This window comes from Helicobacter sp. WB40 (assembly GCF_027859275.1).
In the GTDB taxonomy this organism is placed as follows: Bacteria; Campylobacterota; Campylobacteria; order Campylobacterales; family Helicobacteraceae; genus Helicobacter_D; species Helicobacter_D ibis.
Map to the genome: position 1 here is coordinate 90,063 of NZ_JAQHXS010000006.1, position 19,714 is coordinate 109,776.

At 31.1% G+C, this 19,714-nt stretch carries 19 protein-coding genes; 14 read left to right on the forward strand and 5 right to left on the reverse strand.

Going from position 1 to position 19,714, the window contains the following annotated elements; translation table 11 throughout:
• Positions 1-18: 18 nt before the first annotated feature.
• Complete coding sequence (locus PF022_RS05795; protein ID WP_271021495.1) at positions 19-735, reverse strand: Bax inhibitor-1/YccA family protein; 717 nt, start codon at positions 733-735, stop codon at positions 19-21.
• A 139-nt stretch (positions 736-874) separates the two neighbouring features.
• Between PF022_RS05795 and gap the strand changes: the two genes are divergently transcribed.
• From gap to PF022_RS05835, 8 genes are read left to right on the forward strand one after another with little or no spacing between them, the layout of a single operon-like run.
• Positions 875-1,879, forward strand: a complete 1,005-nt coding sequence (gene gap / locus PF022_RS05800) for a type I glyceraldehyde-3-phosphate dehydrogenase (RefSeq protein WP_271021383.1) — start codon at positions 875-877, stop codon at positions 1,877-1,879.
• Between the two features lie 10 nt (positions 1,880-1,889).
• Complete coding sequence (locus tag PF022_RS05805) at positions 1,890-3,197, forward strand: M99 family carboxypeptidase catalytic domain-containing protein (protein ID WP_271021382.1); 1,308 nt, start codon at positions 1,890-1,892, stop codon at positions 3,195-3,197.
• On the forward strand, positions 3,197-4,150 hold the full coding sequence (gene hemH / locus PF022_RS05810) for a ferrochelatase (protein WP_271021381.1): 954 nt from the start codon (positions 3,197-3,199) through the stop codon (positions 4,148-4,150). Before PF022_RS05805 ends, hemH begins: the two co-directional genes overlap by 1 nt.
• Positions 4,147-5,052: an acyltransferase gene (locus PF022_RS05815; protein ID WP_271023137.1), complete on the forward strand. Its 906-nt coding sequence runs from the start codon at positions 4,147-4,149 to the stop codon at positions 5,050-5,052. Before hemH ends, PF022_RS05815 begins: the two co-directional genes overlap by 4 nt.
• Before the next feature lie 51 nt (positions 5,053-5,103).
• Positions 5,104-5,682 carry a SoxW family protein gene (locus PF022_RS05820; RefSeq protein WP_271021379.1) on the forward strand — a complete coding sequence of 193 codons (579 nt, stop codon included), beginning with the start codon at positions 5,104-5,106 and terminating at the stop codon, positions 5,680-5,682.
• Positions 5,679-8,495: a cytochrome c biogenesis protein CcsA gene (gene ccsA, locus PF022_RS05825; protein ID WP_271023139.1), complete on the forward strand. Its 2,817-nt coding sequence runs from the start codon at positions 5,679-5,681 to the stop codon at positions 8,493-8,495. Before PF022_RS05820 ends, ccsA begins: the two co-directional genes overlap by 4 nt.
• Before the next feature lie 8 nt (positions 8,496-8,503).
• Positions 8,504-9,262, forward strand: coding sequence for a hypothetical protein (locus PF022_RS05830; RefSeq protein ID WP_271023141.1), 759 nt, complete (start codon positions 8,504-8,506; stop codon positions 9,260-9,262).
• Between the two features lie 52 nt (positions 9,263-9,314).
• Entirely contained in the window at positions 9,315-9,899 is a 585-nt protein-coding gene (locus tag PF022_RS05835) for a hypothetical protein (protein ID WP_271023143.1), read from the forward strand.
• Positions 9,900-9,928: 29 nt separating this feature from the next.
• On the opposite strand, the gene PF022_RS05840 is transcribed toward PF022_RS05835, so the two are convergent.
• The 4 genes from PF022_RS05840 to glnA are packed head-to-tail and all read right to left on the reverse strand — an operon-like array spanning position 9,929 to position 15,471.
• Positions 9,929-11,689: a mechanosensitive ion channel family protein gene (locus tag PF022_RS05840; RefSeq protein ID WP_271021375.1), complete on the reverse strand. Its 1,761-nt coding sequence runs from the start codon at positions 11,687-11,689 to the stop codon at positions 9,929-9,931.
• Positions 11,690-13,642, reverse strand: coding sequence for an NAD-dependent DNA ligase LigA (gene ligA, locus PF022_RS05845; RefSeq protein ID WP_271023145.1), 1,953 nt, complete (start codon positions 13,640-13,642; stop codon positions 11,690-11,692).
• A gap of 15 nt (positions 13,643-13,657) precedes the next feature.
• Positions 13,658-14,035 (reverse strand): fluoride efflux transporter FluC, encoded by a 378-nt coding sequence (locus PF022_RS05850; protein WP_271023147.1) that lies wholly within the window; start codon positions 14,033-14,035, stop codon positions 13,658-13,660.
• Entirely contained in the window at positions 14,035-15,471 is a 1,437-nt protein-coding gene (gene glnA, locus PF022_RS05855) for a type I glutamate--ammonia ligase (protein ID WP_271021371.1), read from the reverse strand. The genes PF022_RS05850 and glnA overlap by 1 nt, the downstream gene beginning before the upstream one ends.
• A gap of 230 nt (positions 15,472-15,701) precedes the next feature.
• On the opposite strand from glnA, the gene PF022_RS05860 reads away from it, so the two are divergent.
• Genes PF022_RS05860 through PF022_RS05885 form a run of 6 tightly spaced genes read left to right on the forward strand, consistent with a single transcriptional unit; the run spans position 15,702 to position 19,614 of the window.
• Positions 15,702-16,055, forward strand: a complete 354-nt coding sequence (locus PF022_RS05860) for an HMA2 domain-containing protein (protein WP_271023149.1) — start codon at positions 15,702-15,704, stop codon at positions 16,053-16,055.
• Positions 16,055-16,615 (forward strand): hypothetical protein, encoded by a 561-nt coding sequence (locus PF022_RS05865; RefSeq protein WP_271021369.1) that lies wholly within the window; start codon positions 16,055-16,057, stop codon positions 16,613-16,615. Before PF022_RS05860 ends, PF022_RS05865 begins: the two co-directional genes overlap by 1 nt.
• 2 nt (positions 16,616-16,617) lie before the next feature.
• The gene (locus tag PF022_RS05870) at positions 16,618-16,878 is read left to right on the forward strand and encodes a hypothetical protein (protein WP_271021368.1); all 261 of its coding nucleotides are present in this window, start codon (positions 16,618-16,620) and stop codon (positions 16,876-16,878) included.
• Positions 16,875-17,207 (forward strand): hypothetical protein, encoded by a 333-nt coding sequence (locus PF022_RS05875; protein ID WP_271023151.1) that lies wholly within the window; start codon positions 16,875-16,877, stop codon positions 17,205-17,207. The genes PF022_RS05870 and PF022_RS05875 overlap by 4 nt, the downstream gene beginning before the upstream one ends.
• 1 nt (position 17,208) lies before the next feature.
• A complete protein-coding gene (locus PF022_RS05880) occupies positions 17,209-17,487 on the forward strand; it encodes a YtxH domain-containing protein (protein WP_271021365.1) in 279 nt (92 codons plus the stop codon).
• A 3-nt stretch (positions 17,488-17,490) separates the two neighbouring features.
• Complete coding sequence (locus tag PF022_RS05885; protein ID WP_271021364.1) at positions 17,491-19,614, forward strand: heavy metal translocating P-type ATPase; 2,124 nt, start codon at positions 17,491-17,493, stop codon at positions 19,612-19,614.
• Positions 19,615-19,714: the final 100 nt, after the last annotated feature.

The following is a 19,714-nucleotide window of genomic DNA, read 5'->3' on the forward strand; positions in this document are numbered from 1 at the left end:
GAATCCCTAAGATTCTCATTATTCTTTTGAATTGAAGATTCCAAGTAATTGAAGTAGTGATACAAAAAGATTTAAAAAGTCTAAATACAGACTAACTGCCGCCATTACAGGACTATCATATAATCCTCTTACGATGTTTTGTGTATCATATGCGATAAATAAACTAAATAATATAGCACCAACACCAGCTATGATTACCTGTAATAAAGGGCTTCCTAAAAATATATTAATAATAGAGCCTATAACTACAACAATAAGTGCTATAAAAAGCATTTTCCCCATACTAGCTAAATCTTTTGTTGTTCTTAGTGCAAATATACTCATAACGCCAAAAATAGCAGTAGTTAGCAAGAATGCTTGAGCTACTATCATAGCACCACCCGGCATACCCAATACTCTACTTAGAATCGGGGTTAGTGTGACACCTGTAACAAAAGTAAAAGCAAATAGCATAAATAGATTTATGCCAGGCTTTGACTTTGTGAAAAACAATCCAAACAAAAGTGCTAATTCCAAAATCACAAATCCTATGTAATATTGGCTTACCACACCACCAAAGCTAGTAATACCTATATAAGCACCAACACTAGCAGCAAAAAGCGACGCAGCAAAAAGCTGATAAGTTTGCTTTACAAAGCTAATTAATGCAACATCACTACTAAAAGTAGCACTTGAAAAGCTTGACTCATTATTTGTGTAATGATCATTTAATGACTTTCTATCATATAAAGACATCATTTCCTCTCTAATTTTTGATATAAAAGTTTGCATTATAACTTATTTTTGTTTTGATTCCAATATTTAATAAAGTTTGTTTGCGTTTTTGTGTTACAATTCGCACTTTTATGTAAGAAAATATTTAAGTTGTATTGGCATGGGAAAGATTAGATTTTTTATAAATGGTTTTGGAAGAATTGGCAGATGTGTCGCACAAATAGCACTAACTAAGATGAAAGATAGATTCACAATCGTTGGGATAAATGACCTTGGAGATAGTGATAATTTGATGTATTTATTATCTCATGATTCAATACACAAAACAGAAATTACATACACAAAGCTAGATGATAGTTTGTATGCTGTAAATGATAATCAAATAAAATTTAGTTCTTGTAAGATTCCAGAATCTATAGATATTCTAGGGGCTGATATTGTATTAGAGTGTAGCGGATTATTTTTGGATAGTAAATCTGTGAAATGTCATTTAAAAAAGGGTGCAAAAAGGGTGATAATATCCGCTCCAGTGCTTGATGATACAAGGACATTTGTATATGGTGTCAATCATAAATCTTATAATGGTGAGGAAATAATATCAAATGCAAGTTGCACAACAAATGCTTTAGCACCGGTTGTCATGTTGCTTGATGACGCCTTTGGTGTTAATAGTGGGATTTTAAGCACAATTCATAGTTATACAAATGATCAAAGATTAATAGATAGTGCATATTATAAGGGTGATTTTAGGCGTTCTAGGGCAGCTGCATTAAATATAATTCCAACTACAACTGGAGCTGCAAAAGCACTGCATTTGGTGCTACCAAGAATAAAAGATAAGCTTCATGGACATAGTGTGCGTGTGCCAGTAGCTGATGTATCAATGATAGACTTAAATATTAACCTAAAAACAAATGCCACAAAAGAATCTATAAATAATCTTTTTTATGAAGCTTCTAAAGGTAGTTTGAAAGGTATATTAGGAGTTGATGATAATTATGGAGTATCGCAAGATTTTGTGAATAATTCCCTAAGCGGTATTGTAGCTAGTGATTTAACATTTGTGCTACAAGATAAAATGGCAAAAATAATGATTTGGTATGACAATGAATGGGGATATTCTAATAGAATCTTAGAAATGAGTGAATATATATTAAAGCAATAAAAGGTAAAAGGTGAATTTGATAAAAGTTATATTTTGTTTAGTGTTTTTGTTTGAGATTTCATATGCTAGTATTAAAAATAAGCCATTTGATATATATGAGCTAAATGGAAATATAAATGGTAATACTCTATTGGTAATTGGCGGGATTCATGGTGATGAGCCTGGTGGATATTTTACCCCTACATTGTTGCTTCAACACTATAAGATAAAAAAGGGAAATGTACTTGTGGTGCCAAATCTAAATCCAGATAGTATTTTAAACTTTAAAAGAGGATTGTATAAAGATATGAATCGTAAGTTTGCGGTTATTTCTAAAAATGATCCAGATTATGATAATGTAGAGAGAATAAAAGGCATAATAAAAGATGAAAAGGTAAATTTCATTTTAAATTTACACGATGGGCATGGGTTTTATAGAGAGAAATGGGAGAATTCAATTTTTAACCCAAGGGCATGGGGGCAAACATATGTCATAGATCAAAAGCAATTAGATGATGTATTGTTTGGCAACTTAGATGAAATAGCACAAAATATAGTAAATAGTCTAAATAAGAGTTTGCACTATGATTATCATACATTTGGGATTCGAAATACAGAGACTAGACATAAAGATGAAGAACAACAAAATTCTTTGACATTTTTTGCAATATCAAACCTAAAACCAGCATTAGCCATTGAAACCAGTAAAAACATTAAAGATTTAGAGTTAAAAACATTTTATCAACTTAGTTCTATCGAAGTTCTTATGGGTATTTTGGGGATAGAGTTTGAGAGGGATTTTGAGTTAACATTAAGTGAAGTTTCTAAAAAAATACAAGAATATGGTGAAGTTACAATAAACAATAATGTAAAGATTCCGCTAAGCAATGTAAGAAGAGTTATAAATTTTGCACCACTTAAGGTGGGCGATAATGAGTTTGTATTTTCTCACCCTCTTGGTAGAGAAAAGAGAATAAAAAATGGATATGAGTTGTATATAGGAAATATAAAGGTATCTACGCTAAGGGCTGATTATTTTTCTATGAAATGCTCATTTGATAGCATGGAAATAGTAAGTGATAATAAGGATATGTTTTTAGCGTCTTTTGGGGATACTATATCATTTAAAGATGGATTTTTAATAAAAGGCAAAAACACAGCTAGAGTAAATGTAATAGGATACTCTAAAAAGGGAGTAGTTAGTGAGAGTGATGTTTTTATAGATTCTAAACTTATAGATAAAAACTATTCTTTAGATAAGAGTGATAGTATCTTTCGTGTGGAAGTTTATGAGGGTAATAATTTTTGTGGAATGATAAATCTAAAAAAAGGAAATTAGTGGAAAATAACAAACAAGCAGTTGTATTGTTGAATATGGGTGGAGTAAATTCACTCTCTGAAGTATCCGTGTTTTTAAAAAACATGTTTTGTGATCCTTATATATTGCCTATAAAGAGTAATTTTATAAGATCAATGGTTGCTAATTTTATAGTTAATAAGAGACTTGAAGAAGCAAAAGAAAATTACAAAAAAATAGGTGGTAAATCCCCGCTTGTTGAGCATACTTTTAAGCTTACTAAAACTTTGGAATCTTTAGATTCGAGCTATTTTTATACATATGCTATGAGATATACACCACCATTTGCACCTATGGTTGTAAAGGAACTGCAAACAAAGGGTATAGAAGAAATAGTGCTATTTAGCATGTATCCTCATTTTAGTTACACTACAATTGCTAGTTCTTATGATGATTTTATAAAAGCACTAAAAAGTGCAAATTATAATCCAAAAATAACCTATATTAAGCATTATTATGATTTTGAGCCTTATAATAAATGCATTGTATCTAGCATTAAAAATACTCTAAAGAATGATAATTCGAAAGAATTTCATCTTATTTTCTCAGCCCATTCGCTACCGCAGAGAAATATAAAGTTAGGAGATCCATATAAAGATGAAATAGAAAAAAATGTAGAAATTCTAAAAGAAATGTTACGAGCAAATAATTTGGAATTTGCAAGTATTAAAATTGCCTATCAGTCAAAAATAGGACCAATTAAATGGCTAGAACCAAATTTGAGTGATATTATTCCAAAATATAAAGATAAAAAATTACTTATCTATCCTATCTCATTTACAATTGATAATTCTGAAACAGATTATGAGTTAAAAATAGAATATAAAAATCTTGCACAAGAATCTGAATTACTGGAGTATAGGGTTGCTGATTGTTTTAATTTTGGAGAAGAGTTTGCAAAATGTATTTTAGAACTAATAAGGAGCAAGGTATGAGCATAAATTCTTATGTTGATGTAAATAATAATAAAATATATGGTGATTTATCTTTAAATCAAAATGTAAATATCCAATGTGTTTATCCAGTATCTGCGGGGGGGGGGGCGAATATTGCCTTTTTTGCTGGAAAGAGTTCTAATGTAAAGATAGAGTTTCATGGTGCAAATTCTTTGGTCTTTATTGGTGATAATGTTGTCTTTCATGGCGAGGTGAAACTAAGGCTTGTATCTGATAGTGTGGTATATATAGGAGATAATACAACAATAGTTGATGGCAGAATCGATGCTTATGAGACAAAAAATGTATTTATAGGTAATGATTGTATGTTTTCTAATGATGTCTTACTTACCACTACTGATAGTCATGGAATCTATAACTATGAGAATAATAGAGTAAATCATGCAAAGAGTATTTATGTTGGAGATCATTGTTGGCTTGGAATGTATGCTAAATGTCTAAAAGGTTCTAAGATTCATTCTGGTAGTGTCCTTGGTGCTTGCAGTCTTTTGACAAAGAAAATTTATTCAAACCAAATATGGGCTGGAAATCCCACAAAAATGGTAAAAAATGATAGCTATTGGCAAAGAGATTTACATGTAAATACAAATGTATGGACAAGGGAGACTATAAAAAATTATAAGCCAAATTTTAGTGATGATTTTAAATATAGCTTTAGTGCAGAATCTTTTTTGGATTTTGATTTTATAGAGGCTTCTTTAGACAAGCTAGAGACTGCACAAAGCAAGTTAGAATTTTTATATAATGCAGTTTATTGCAATAATGATAAAAATAGATTTGCTCTTTTTGAAGATTCAAAGCCAATCTCTAAAGCTAAAAAAATACAAAACAAATTTAGCAAACTAGACATACTAGAGCCACTATCCATTAACTATTTGTAAATAATTTTTTGATAGAATCCCCAAATTAAGTAATTTTCTAGGGGATTAGTAATGAAGTTTATCTTTGTTTTGATTATGGCTATTTTTTTATTCGGTTGTGGAGATTCTGTTGATTCTAGTGTTGTATCAAGTGGGACGAAAAATACCAAAGAACAATTAGACGCACATAATAATATCGATAAAAACTCATATATCGATGTTGCTGATGTATTTTTAGACACTAATAAAATTATAACAAATAACAAGCCTTATTTTCTGGTTTTTGCTGCTAATGGCTGTATTTATTGCGATAAATTAAAAGAAATAGTAAAAGACGATCATGAAATAAAAAGTATTTTAAAGAATGATTTTTCTCCTTATTATGTGAATCTTAGTTATTCTAAAATGCATCAAGTTGATTTTTTAGACAGTGAGATAAGCACTGCAGAGTTTGGAAAAAAGTATCAAGTTGTGCCTACACCTACTTTGGTATTTTTAAATCCTAAAGGTGAGATAATGTTTGTCTATCCGGGATATATGCCTAAAGATAAGTTTTTGGCTACTTTAAATTATATAAAAGATTCCACAAGTAAAGATGAATCTGTAATAAAAAATGAATTGCAAAATATATTTAAGGATATGGGTGTATGAAAAATGTATTAAATAATATTTTTAAGGGGTTTTGTAGTTTTCAAGTTAGTATAGTTTTGATGATTATTTATGCTAGTGCCTGTGGTGTAGCTACATTTGTAGAAAATGATTATGGCACTCCATCTGCTAGGGCGTTGATATATGATACACAATGGTTTGATTTGCTTCATTTTTTAATTATTTTAAACTTAATTGGACTTATGGTGCTGTCTCGTGCATTACAGAGAAAAAAGTATGCTAGTTTGTTATTTCATGCGTCATTTGTGGTGATATTTGTTGGAGCTGCTATTACTAGATATTATGGTTTTGAGGGGGTTATGCATATAAGAGAAGGAGAGAGTGTAAATACCATGAAGTCGCAAGAGGAGTTTTTAACAATACTTGCTAAAGTAGATGATAAGGTATATAGAGCATTTTTTCCAACTACAATAACACCATTGGTGCAAGAATCTTTTGATCATTCATTACCATTTATGGATAGTAGTTTGAATGTTAAATTCGTAGATTATCTACCTGCTAAAGATAAGATGTCATTTGATTTTTTAAAAGTGGAAGTATCATATAAGGATAATGTAGAAACAATAGAGGTGCCAAAAGATGGTGGTAATGGGAATCTTGTTAGATTTGAGCTTGGTGAGCATAAGTTTGCACTAGAGTGGGGTGCTAGAATTATTACTCTTCCATTTGCAATTAGGCTTGATGATTTTATTTTAGATAGATATGCTGGATCTATGAGTCCGTCATCTTATGAATCTGAAGTTGTAGTAATAGATGATGCAAACAATATAGAAGAGCCACATAGGATATACATGAATAATGTTCTTGATTATGGTGGGTTTAGATTCTTCCAATCTTCTTATGATCAAGATGAGTTAGGAACAATATTATCTGTAAATAGAGATCCGGGCAAAATTCCTACATATATAGGTTATGCAATGCTAACTATTGGTCTTTTGTGGGCGTTTTTTGCTAAAAATGGTAGATTTTATAAATTAGGCAGATATTTAAAAGCACAAAATTTAGCCATTGCAGCATTATTTATAGCTTCTATATCTAGCACTCCTATATATGCAAATGAACAAGAAAAAATAGATATGCATGGCGGTAAATCAGTAGAGATTCCAAAAGCTGATGAAATTACAAATGAAGAAATGCCAGAGATTACAAGTGAAAATGTGCTGGATTTAATAAAGAATCTAAAAGAAAAATCAAAAGATCATGCAAACTCCTTTGGTGAGTTATTGATACAAGATTTTGGTGGGAGGATTAAGCCACTTGATACAATGGCTATGGAATATATGCATAAAATGACTAAGAAAAATGAATTCTTAGGTCTTAGCAATATGCAATTATTCTTAGGAATGATGACATATCCAAATGAGTTTAAAAAAGTAAAAATGATTTCAATTTCATCTCCAAAGTTAAAGCAGGTAATAGGTGTTGATGAGAGTGAAAAATATATAGCCTTTGATGATGCATTTGTTAATGGTCAATATAAGCTTATAAATTACTTAGAGGAGGCGAATAGAAAAAAGCCATCAATGAGAGATAAGTTCGATAAAGATGTTATTGCGGTTGATGAGAGGATAAATGTTGCATTTTTAATCTATACAGCACAAAGCTTAAGAATCATACCTGATTTTAACAAAGAAAGCACTACTTGGTATGCTCCAACAGAGGCTATGGCTACATTTAAACAAGAAGATAGAGATCATTTACACAAGTTATTTCAAGCATATTTTGCAAGCTTCAATCAAGGGTTAGTTGAGGATAATTGGGAGAATGCAACATTAGCATTAAGTGCATTTAAGCAGATTCAAGCCCAATTTGGTGGAGAGCTTCTACCAGAGGCAAAAAGAGTGCAATTAGAGATATTTTTAAACCATTACAATATTTTTGATAATTTAACTTTATTTTATATCTTGGCTGGTGTGATACTATTTATAGTTGTATTAATTCAAATTCTGCGTGATAAAAATGTGGTTATTTTACCTTCAAAATTGATACATTTATTTATTTTATTATTAGTCATTATACACACTATTGGACTTGGGGTGCGTTGGTATGTAGGTGAGCATGCACCTTGGAGTAATGCTTATGAATCTATGATATATGTTGCATGGGCCTCTGGTATTGCTGGAGTTGTGTTTTTTAGGAAGAGTTATTTAGCATTGGCTGCTTCTAGCTTTCTAGCCGGTATTTGTTTGTTTGTAGCGCATCTTGGATTTATGGATCCTCAAATTGGAAATTTAGTGCCTGTATTAAAGTCTTATTGGCTAAATATACATGTATCAATTATTACTGCTAGTTATGGATTTTTAGGGCTTTGTTTTATTCTTGGTGCAATTAGTTTGTTATTGTTTATCTTTAGAGGTAAGAATCCTCAAATAGACAAAACTCTACTAACCATACACACAATCAATGAAATGTCAATGATTTTAGGTCTTGCTATGCTTACGGTTGGTAATTTCTTGGGCGGTGTATGGGCAAATGAATCTTGGGGTAGATATTGGGGATGGGATCCAAAAGAGACTTGGGCGTTAATATCTATTGTGGTTTATGCAATTGTGTTGCATGTTAGATTCTTGCCAAAAGGGGATAATCCATTCGTGTTTGCAGCATTATCTGTGATCGCATTTTATTCTATATTGATGACATATTTTGGAGTGAATTATTATCTATCTGGATTGCATTCTTATGCTGCTGGTGATCCATTGCCAATCCCTACATTTTTATATTATTTTGTAGCAGGAACTATATTGCTTATAATTTTGGCTGGTAGAAAGCGGGATTTGTTGCCACCTAAGCTTTAAGGATTGCTATGAAATGTGATGTGCTTGTATATGGATTTGGTGTAACTGGAAAGCATGTCTTAGGAATCTGCAAAGAACTAAGGCTTACATATAAGATAGTCGATGACTTTGCACTGCCTTTTGGCAGTGATTTTGTATCTTTAGAAGATATAAAAGTAGCAAGGTTAATATTAATCTGTCTAAATGATGAAGATGCACAAGAAAATGCAAAAAATAAGTTGCTTCAGCTTGATTTTGATTTAAATGTTATCAAAGTTATAAATTTGGGCGATTTTCGTAATTCTTATTTGGAATCTTTTAAGGATAGGTTTAGTGCTATAAGCTTTATTGATACACTTTTAGAAGATGACTATAAACTAAATAATTTTCAGCAAATATACAAAGAAATTATAAAAGAATATAAAGAAAAGAAAATAAAAGAAGTAGAATCCAAAAAAGAACTACTGAAAAAGGTAGAAGATAAATATCCAGAGCTAAACTCTTTTGCTAGAATCTTTACCACTTCTTTTAAGCAAAGTGATAATGATTTGTTGCATTATCCTTATTTTCATGTCTTTACTGATAGATCTTGTAGTGATAAGAATTTTTTCTTTAGAGAAGAAGTTGATTTTCATTCTTTAAAAAATAGAGATATAAATACTAAGTTTGTGTTATGCTTTGGTTCTAGTGTTATGAGGGCTGATGAGGTAGCATTAGAATCTACAATTGCTAAGAGATTAGAGGGTTTATTGAATTCTCCTGCGGGGGGGGGGGGATTCCCTTATTAGCTATAAAGTATTAAATTTAGGCATATCAGGTTATAACACATCTGATATGTGTATGTTGTATTTATCACTCTTTGAATCTTTACGCCCAGATATTGTTATGTGTGTATTTTTTGGTAATGAGTTAATTACAGCTTCAATTTCAGATGAATCGTTGTTAAGAGATTGTATGTTGTATTATCACCCATTTGTAGAGAGTGAGTGCAGAAATATTTTTGATAGTAAAATTCCTTTATACTCTGATTTTAGATTCCGTATAAAAGAGGTTGATTATGGTTTGATACTTAAATCAATAGCCTTTAGAATCGAGCAATTTAGCAGAGTAGTAAGTAGTAGTGGAGCGAAATTTTATGGCTTTATAACTCCACTTTTACACCAAAAACTTCATAAAACACAAGATGAACTTCATGGACAAAAAGAAGCTCTAAAAACTTATCCTCCATATTATTTTTCTCATTTAGAGTATGAAGAATCTTTGCTTAGAGAATTTAAAGAGATTGTAAAAGTTAAAGTCTATGATGCAAATTATGCTACTACTTCTTCAAAAGAGACTTTGTTTTTGGATTGGATTCATTTAAATGCTAGAGGTTGTGATGTTGTTGCTTGGTATATGTATGAAGTTATGATGGCTAATGATTAATTTTCACAAATAAACACCAAAGTAGATGTTTATTTTGGCATACTCTCTATATATATGCTCTGTGATGGGAATGCAAAGCTAAGATTGTTTTTCTCTACTATTTTAAAAATTTCATAGCATATTTCTTCTTTTGTATTCATCCATTCACTCCATTGTGTAGATGCAGAGAAACAATGCACTAAAATATTTAAAGAACTATCTCCAAAATTATCAAATCCAACATAAATAGTGTTTTTATACCCAAGTAAATCATCGCTTGATACTATATTTTTATGCACAAGCATTCTTTTTAGCTCACTGGTGTCTCTATCATCTGTTGCTTTTGCAATTTTTGGATTGTTTTCTAGCATTTCTTTTATGTCTTTTATGCATGTTTGTATTTGTTCTAGTTTAGCAGAATAGGTTATTCCTATTGTCATTCTTATCATTCTACCAGCTTTCCTGCGATTCCAGTTTCTTATAGAAGTATTTGCTAAAATTGAGTTTGGCACGAACAATAAAGCATTATCAAATGTTCTAACAGTTGTCCTTCTAAGACCCATTTCTACAACAACTCCTTCAATATCTCCACAAGCTATCAAATCTCCTTGATTAAATGAATTATCAACTAAAACTATAATTGAAGCAAAGAAATTTGCTAGCGTATCTTTAATGGCTAGTGCAACAGCAATACCGCCAATGCCTAAGGAAGCTACAATTGCAGAGATATTAAATCCAAAGTTTTTTAATAGTGCTAAAAGAGTGATGATAAAAATTACAAAATACATGGTTTTTAAAATGAGATTCATAACTTCTTTTCTAAAGTTATTTTGTTTCTCTAGCATGTCGCCTAATATTTCTACTATATAACCTTTAAACAAAAGTATAAAAAACCATGCAAATGATAATATATAAGCAAAATTTAACCATAGTTGGTATTTTGATTCTATATTGTTTGGATATATTAAAATGGCTAAGGATATTTGTATGCTCAAAATTGTGATAATAGTTATAATGGGACGATTTATTTGAGCTTTTATTCTGCATTGAATCGTGTTTGACTGTAGGAATTTTGATAGAAGTGCAATTGTCTTTACTATTAAATTTGCAATGACGCCTTTTAGTAAAAATAGCACAATAAATACAAATGCGCTTAATATTATCTTACTTATTATTTTACTTTGTTGTATTTCTAGTATGTTTAGTTTTGATTCTATGAAGCCAAGAATATGAGATATGCTTAATTTATCTATTATGCTATTGCTTAATAGAGATTCTTCATTTAATGCTAGGAATTTTAAAATTTCTTTGCATGTTGTTATTATATTTAATAGTTCATTTAAATTGTTTTGTAATGTTTTAGATTCATTGTCTAATTTTATGTTTTGTAATTTATTTAGTTTATCTATATATGATTGTATGTGTGTGTTTAAGTTTTCTTTGTTTTCTAAGATAGTGTTGCTTTTTTGTATCTCATATATGCTGTTTTCTAAAATTTGGTGAGCAAGAATTGTATTTAGCTCTATTTCTTTTAGTTTTGCTAGGTATAGATTCCCTATATTTTGGTTGATTGTTATTTGTTCTTTTAGAGTATTTATTACATCATCATAGTCTTTTTGTTTTATTTGCGATTTTATAACTTCATTTAAAAAAGATTCTAATAGTATTAATTTTTTTTGAGAGTTTGCTATTAGCTCTTTTGCACTTTTGTCTTTTAGATTCGAGTTTGTATCTACGATTTCCTCAAAGATATTTTGTAAGTTTCCAAATGCTAAAGTAATTGTGATAAAAAAACAAAATAAAAATCTCATCTATTCTCCTAATATCTTTAATATTTCTTCTTCACTTAGAATTTGTATTTCTAACTCTTGTGCTTTTTTTAGCTTTGAACCAGCGTTTTCTCCACATAAGACAAAGTCAGTTTTCTTAGAAACGCTAGAGCTTATAGTAGCTCCGTTTTTTTCTAATAATTCTTTATAATATTCTCTTGGTTTGCTTAGTGTGCCTGTTAGGACAAAAGTCTTGTTTGCTATTTGTGAGTTTGTTTGTATTGTCTCTATTGTTGGTTGTATTTTTTCTAATAGATATTCTATTCTTTCTTTATTAACGCTACAAAACTCTACTAGAGAGTTTGCCATCTCTTCTCCAAAGCCATCTATATTCAAATAATCATCATAGCTTTTAGCATAGAAGTCTAAGCCAAATGCTAATGCTAACTTTTTACTTGCACCTTGTCCTATATGCTCTATGCCAAGCGCATTTATAAATCTCCACAATGGGCTATTTTTAGTTCCCTCAATCCCTTCTATAATATTATTTATTTTTTTATCTTTAAATCCTTCTAGTCCTTCAAAACTATCACTATTTAAACTATAAATATCTTCTATTTTTTCTATTTTGTTATTTGTGTATAGAATCTCAATTATGCTTTTACCAAGCCCTTCTATATCAAGTGCATTTTTACTTACAAAGTGTATTAATGTGTTTTTGATTCTTGCTTTGCAGTCAATATTTTGACATTTTATTAGCTTTTCTTCTATTAATAATTTGCTATTGCATATTGGACAATTTGTTGGCTTTATTATTTCTTTCTCACTTCCATTTCTTAGCTCTTTTATAGGCTTTATTATCTTTGGTATTACATCTCCACTTCTTATAAGCAAGACATGGTCTCCTATTTTTATGTCTTTTTTTCTTATTTCATCGAAATTATGCAAGGTTGCACGGCTTATATTTGCACCATCGATTAGCACCGATTCTAGTTCTGCTACTGGAGTTATTACGCCACTTCTACCTACTTGAAGTGTTATGTCTAGCAATTTTGCCCTTTTTTCTGTTGCGGGAAATTTGTATGCACAAGCAAAGCGGGGAGCTTTAATTGTAAAACCTAGAACTTTTTGTAGTGATATATCATTTATTCTAATTACCATTCCATCTAACATTATGTTGTAGTCTTGTCTTTTTTCTATATATTCTTTATAGGTTTGTTGTATTTCATTTTCATTATTGCAGATTCTTGATAGTGGAGATTTTATAAAGCCAAAACTGCGGATAAGTTCCATTAGATTAAAGAAATTATTTTCTTGTATTGTGCAGTATCCAACACCCCATGGAATAAATTGTAATTTTCTATTTGCAGTTATCTTTGAATCTAGTTGCCTTAAACTTCCTGCAGCTGCATTTCTAGGATTTGCAAATATTGGTTGATCTAATTTTAATCGTTCGTTATTCAAAGATTCAAAGTCATGTTTTGAAATTACACATTCTCCTCTTATTTCTATTTTTTCTTTGTATGGGATTGTTAGGGGTATGCTTTTTATAGTTCTTGCATTATGTGTTACATCTTCACCTATTAGCCCATCACCTCTTGTTATGGCTTTTTGTAGCTCCCCATTTTCATATAGTAGGCTTAGACTTGCGCCATCGAATTTTGGATCAACACTAAATATAAACTTACTAAAATTTGAAGCCCTATTTACTTTGTTTATCCATTCTTGCATTTCATCTTCATTAAAGACATCTTCCAAGCTCCACATTCTTTCAATATGTTCTTGTTTGTTAAAAGATTCTATTGTCACATCTCCAACTCTTTGGGTTGGTGAATCTTTGCTGATTTTTTGCGGATTTTCTTCTTCGTATTTTTGCACTTCTTTGTATAGTTTGTCATATTCCTCATCTGTGGCTATAGGGTCATCTAGCACATAGTAATGCTTTGCCCATAGATTAAGAATCTGTATATTTTGTAAGTATTCTTCATTTGTCATATTGTCCCTTGAAGTTTATGTATTTGTAAATTGCATACATTGATATCCGATATAAACACTAATTATTGCAAAAATATTTGTTGATACAACATATACAAAGGCTAAGATAAGATTTTTTTCCTTTGCTATTTGTAAGAATTCCAATCCAAATGATGAAAACGTCGTAAATCCACCAAGTATGCCAACTAACAAAAATAATTTTAAATTTTCTTCGTTTATTAAAGAAAAAATGATTCCAGCTATAAAACAACCAAGACCATTTATTATGAAAATTGGTGTTATAAAACTTATAAAGTGATTGTTAGAAAAATAATTAACTAAATATGTGCTAAGTAAGTATCTAAATGTAGCACCAAGTGCTCCACCCAGTGTTACAAATAATATTTTGTCCATTAGCAACTATAAGTTGTTAAAAATTCAAATGGATGCGGACGAGCTTCCCAAGGCCAAATTTCTGTTTCAAACTTGTAAGCTTTGTAAGTTTGGATAAATTCTTCACTAAAGACATTTCCTTCTTTTAAATAAGCTTTATCAAGTAGCATTTCTTCTACTGCATGGCGAAGTGTGTGTGGAAGTTGTTTAATGCCTTTTTCTCTTATTTCATCTAAGTGTAATTCAAAAAGATTCATCTCCATAGGCTCACCCGGATTAATTTTATTTTTAATTCCATCTAATCCTGCCATTAGAAGTGCAGAGAATGCTAGATAAGGGTTTGCCGAACTATCTGGGAATCTAAACTCCATTCTCTTTGCCTTCTCTCCGCTATTGTATGGGATTCTAATACTTGCACTTCTATTTTGTGCTGAATATGTAAGGATACTTGGTGCTTCAAAGCCCGGAATTAGTCTTTTATAAGAGTTTGTAGAAGCATTTGTAAAAGCTGCTAAACCTCTAGCATGCTTTAATACGCCCCCTAAAAAGTGCATTGATAGCTCACTCATGCCCTCATAAGAATCTCCTGCAAAAAGATTCTTTCCATTTTTCCAAATGCTTATATGAGTATGCATTCCGCTTCCATTGTCATTATAAAGTGGCTTTGGCATGAAGGTTGCAGTTTTACCATTTAGGTGGGCTACCATTTTTACGACATATTTTAACTTTTGGACATTATCAGCAGCCTCAAGCATATCGCCAAACTTCACTCCTATTTCGCCTTGTCCTTGTGCGACTTCATGATGCACTACAAAGGTTTCTAGTCCAACTTGATTAAGAACCTTTACCATTTCTGCTCTAATATCAACCATGCTATCTACTGGAGCTACTGGGAAGTATCCACCTTTAAGTCCTGGTCTATGACCTAGATTTACCCCTTCGTATTCTTTAGATCTATTCCACTCACCTTCTTCTGTGTCAATCTCATAATATTGACAATTTACAGAATCTTTCATCTTAATTGAATCAAACACAAAAAATTCATTTTCTGGTCCATAGTAGGCTACATCACCGATTCCTGTATCTTTTAGATATTGCATTGCTCTTTTTACAATACTTCTAGGACATTTTTCATAAGGCTCATTTTTATAAATATCCCAAACATCGCAAAACACAACCATTGTAGTATCGGCGGTAAAGGGATCTATGAAGTATCTTACTGGATCTGGGATTAGGATCATGTCTGATTTATTTACTGGTTGCCATGCGTGAATTGAGCTACCATCAAATGGGATTCCTTCAAAGCTACTCTCATCAATACTACTTGCACTAAATGAGAGGTGATGCCAAACTCCCTTAATATCTGTGAATCTAAAATCAATAAACTCTACTTCAAATTCTTTGCAAGTTGCAAAAAATTTCTCAATTGATTCCTTGCTAGCAATTGGTCTATCCATAATGTGTGTCCTTAAAGTTTAAAATTTCTAAATTTTATCAATTAAATGTTTAAAAAACACATCATAATTATTAAAATACTAGTTTTTTAGTTGTCATTATCATTGTTATAAAAATAATATTCATTAAATAAAATAAGTATTACTGATTCTCATTTTTTATTTTTATTCTTTAAGTTATTTTTTAAATGTAATAGCATAAAATTTATAAATTTCAATTTTAAGCAGGGCTTGTGAAACAAATTACAAAAGAAGATATAAAGAATTATAAAATTACTTCTGATGATTTGCGTTTTATTTCAAAATACTTTAGCATAATACATCACTCAAAGGGAAGGATTCGCCTTAGGGCTAGTCTATCTTTAAAGGGTGCTATAAGCGATAGTCAAATAAATATAGATAGTATTTTAGAGACGATAAAATCAATACCTGCAATTTTGGAGTTTAAGTTTAATAAGTTAATAGGCTCAATTACGATTTTATATGATAATAATATTCTTCATTCTAACTTTTGGGACGAATGGATAAATGGTGAGAATTTAGAGAAAATAGCAGATATTATTAATGAGTTTAAAAAGGAGATATAGTGGTAGATAATTTATTAGAATCTCTACAAAGAGAATATGCAGTTTATAACTTTTATGCCAACAAAATAGATTCTATTTCAAATATATTGGCACAATCACATATGTCGCATATTAATGCTATTAAAGTTAGACTTTTAGAGCTCAATGTTGAATCTAGCGAATATTTGGAGAGTAATTTAGTAGGAGAACCACTAGTTCTTGAAGAATCTTTAATTAGCTTTTATTCAAACATTGAATCGCTTGAGCAAGATTCAATTAACTTGGATCTTTTTTATAAAATTGAAGCAAACATTTATAACAATCATTTGCCACTATTACAAAATAGAGTTCCAAACTTAGCTACTCAATCTGTGCTAAACCAACTTAACACAGGTAAAGAGCTGATAGGAGAGACGCAAGAGATGCTATATAGACTTCAAAATGGAGAGCTATCTCAAGGTGAGCTAGAGGGGTTTTTAAATAAGCTAAATTACTCATTAATAGGTGGAATGATAGCTGGAGGTCTTGGTGCTATGGTATTAAATGAGTTTTTAAACAAAAATAAAAATGAGGAGGAATAGTTATGGCATTACCATTTATAGCTGGATTAGTTGTTGGGTCTGCAGTTGCGGTAGCATTTAGCAAAAGAGATAAGATAAAAGATGTATTAAATAGTAAAGAAGTAAAGTGCGTAATAAATAAAGGAAAAGAAATTTCAAAAAATGCGTATGAAAAGATAAATAGTGAAGTAGCTGATATAAAAGATAGTCTTGCAAATATCACCAAAACTACCAAAGCAGATGAAACAACTTTAAAGAAAACGACAAAGAGGACTAAGAAATGATAGTGAATACAGGTGCTAAAAGATCTGTTGTAGGACATGCTTTTAGTGGTGCTTTTATAGGATTTATTTTAAGTAGTGCTTATGGATATTCTAAATATAAAAATGGTGAAATTGATAAAAATATTGCTATTAAAAACACTATAAAAGCAACAATAGAAGGTGGAATCGTAACTGCAAGTGCAATAGCAGCTACAAATGCAATAGGGAATATAAATAAAACTCCACTGCAAAGCACAATAGAGGCAGTATCTTATGTGGGGGTAGGCATAGCAGGTGTTTATGGCGTAGATAAGATATTAAATAAAGACATAAAACTAATAAAGGAATAAAATGGCATTACCAAACAAAAACAATCCATACATAAACAAAAATAATCAAAATTCAAATACAACAAATGACATTGGCGGAATCTTCGGCAATCAAGATTCTCAAAGAGATTTTATAAAAGGTGCTCTAATAGGTGCTGTTGCTACTTTTCTTTTGACAAATGAGAATGCACAAAGGACACTTTTTAAGGGATTTGCAAAGGTGAGTGAGTTATTTGAAGCTGGTATTGAAGAGCTAAAAGAACGATATGAAGATGCAAAAGCAGAAGTAAAACAGGACTAAAATTTGTATAAAAATAACGAACATGCTTTACTATTAAGCATAATCCATAGCACAAAGTCTAGGGCTAGATTCAAGTATGTAACTCTTAATGGCTTTAAGGTAAATCCATTGCAATTAAGAGTTGAGCTAGACAAGATAGAAGGGATATATAGCGTTAGGGTTAATTCTATTTTGAATAATATTATTGTCGAATATTCTGGTGATTTATTAGAGATTCAAAATAGAATCTACAAGGTGCTTTCAAAGCAGATTACTATTTCCAATAAACATAATGAAGAAAGTTACATTGCCCTAAGAGATGAGATTCCAAGTAGTGCAGAGGTTGTTAGAGCAGGAACTGCACTCATTTCTTCATCTATTGTTAATAATAAGCCAACACAAATGGGGTTTTCGCTTATTGCTTGTTTCCCACTTTTGTTTAGTGGGATTAGAGAGACTATGGAGAGCGGACTTACTTCACGCACACTAGAAGCTATGGCGGTTGCTATTTCACTTTACTTGCAGGATTTCAAAACAGCAAATTCTACAAATTTTATGCTTGCACTTGGAGAGTATATTGAAGAGCTCACAATGTATAAAAGTGATGATTTAATCAAGGAGCTATCAAAGCCAACAGGTGGTTTAGCGTGGGTTGAGACTAGACATGATGATGAGGTCAGTTTAATACAGGTTGATAGCAATGAATTAAAAGTTGGTGATATAGTTGTCATTGGTGCTGGAGATACCATATTAGTTGATGGACATATTTTAGAAGGTGAAGCATTAGTAAATCAAATATCAATGACAGGCGAGGCTACTCCATGTCAAAAAAATAGAGGTGATAGAGTTCTATCAGGCACAATAGTGCAAGAAGGCAAAATAAAAGTATGGGCTGAAGGCGTTGGTGAAGATACTGCAATGTCAAAGATTAAAACCTATATTGAAGAAACTTTGGTGCAAAAGTCAAAAAGAGAATTAGAAGCCTCAAAAATGGCAGATTCATTAGTGCCTATTACCTTAGGACTTGCTACTTTATCATATGTTTTTACTAAAGATTTAATGAGGTTGGCTAGTGTTTTACAAGCTGATTATTCTTGTGCATTAAAGCTTACAACACCAGTTACATTTAAGGCTGCTATTTCATCTGCTGGAAAAGAGGGGATAATAATAAAAGGTGCTAAAAGCCTAGAAGCATTGCAAATGAGTGAGGTATTTATATTTGATAAGACAGGGACGCTTACTAATGGTGATTTAGAAGTTCTTAGTGTACATTCTTTTTCGCAGGAATTTAGCAGTGATGAGATATTAAATCTTGCAGCAAGTATTGAAGAGCATTACTTCCATCCAGTAGCCCAAGCAATAGTAAAAGCAGCTAAGGCAAAGGATTTTACGCATATCCACCATGATGAAGTTACATTTATAGTAGCACATGGAGTAAAAAGTGAAATAGGTGGGAAAGAAGTAATAATTGGAAGTAGGCATTTCTTAGAAGATGATGAGAAAATACCTTTTGCACCACATAGCATACGAATGAATGAGATTCTAAAAGATGGCGATACACCATTATTTATCGGTTATGATGGTGAGCTTTTAGGGGTTATATTGTTAAAAGATGTGTTAAGAGATAATGCAAAAGTAGCATTAGATAGACTTAGAGCAAGTGGGGTCAAAGAAATAATAATGCTAACTGGAGACACAAAGCAAAAAGCACAAGAAGTAGCTGATATATTAGGAATTAATAGATTTTATGCAGAGCTTCTCCCGACACAAAAGGCTGAGATTTTAGAAGATATTATGAAGGAAGGCAAAAAGGTAGCATTTGTAGGAGATGGTATAAATGATGCACCAGCTTTAATTAAAGCTGATACAGGTATTGGAATGTGTAAGGGTGCAGATATTGCCAAAGCTAGTGCTGATGTTGTTCTATTAAGAGATGATGTAGAATCTGTAGCTGATGCAAGAGAGTTAGCAATAATGTGCTTAAATAAGGTCAAAAGAAGTTTTAAGATAACAGTTGGTGTAAATAGTCTTATTTTAGGACTTGCATCACTTGGTAAGCTAACTGCGATTCAGACTGCATTTGCACACAATGGAACTACAATTGCACTTTTATTAAATGCATTACAGAGAATAAAGGTAAAAAGGTGAATTTTTTATTAATTATTACAACTACTCTAAGTGCTGTATTATCTGCTAAGACTATGAGTAATGCATATAGAAAATATAAAAAATCAAAGAATAAAAAGGG

Coding starts and splice junctions, on each gene's coding strand:
- PF022_RS05880 (WP_271021365.1), top strand. CDS start 17,209: ATGGCATTACCAAACAAAAACAATCCATACATAAACAAAAATAATCAA.
- PF022_RS05840 (WP_271021375.1), bottom strand. CDS start 11,689: ATGAGATTTTTATTTTGTTTTTTTATCACAATTACTTTAGCATTTGGA.
- ccsA (WP_271023139.1), top strand. CDS start 5,679: ATGAAAAATGTATTAAATAATATTTTTAAGGGGTTTTGTAGTTTTCAA.
- PF022_RS05820 (WP_271021379.1), top strand. CDS start 5,104: ATGAAGTTTATCTTTGTTTTGATTATGGCTATTTTTTTATTCGGTTGT.
- gap (WP_271021383.1), top strand. CDS start 875: ATGGGAAAGATTAGATTTTTTATAAATGGTTTTGGAAGAATTGGCAGA.
- PF022_RS05835 (WP_271023143.1), top strand. CDS start 9,315: ATGTTGTATTTATCACTCTTTGAATCTTTACGCCCAGATATTGTTATG.
- PF022_RS05870 (WP_271021368.1), top strand. CDS start 16,618: ATGGCATTACCATTTATAGCTGGATTAGTTGTTGGGTCTGCAGTTGCG.
- PF022_RS05830 (WP_271023141.1), top strand. CDS start 8,504: ATGAAATGTGATGTGCTTGTATATGGATTTGGTGTAACTGGAAAGCAT.
- glnA (WP_271021371.1), bottom strand. CDS start 15,471: ATGGATAGACCAATTGCTAGCAAGGAATCAATTGAGAAATTTTTTGCA.
- PF022_RS05850 (WP_271023147.1), bottom strand. CDS start 14,035: ATGGACAAAATATTATTTGTAACACTGGGTGGAGCACTTGGTGCTACA.
- PF022_RS05795 (WP_271021495.1), bottom strand. CDS start 735: ATGTCTTTATATGATAGAAAGTCATTAAATGATCATTACACAAATAAT.
- PF022_RS05815 (WP_271023137.1), top strand. CDS start 4,147: ATGAGCATAAATTCTTATGTTGATGTAAATAATAATAAAATATATGGT.
- ligA (WP_271023145.1), bottom strand. CDS start 13,642: ATGACAAATGAAGAATACTTACAAAATATACAGATTCTTAATCTATGG.
- PF022_RS05875 (WP_271023151.1), top strand. CDS start 16,875: ATGATAGTGAATACAGGTGCTAAAAGATCTGTTGTAGGACATGCTTTT.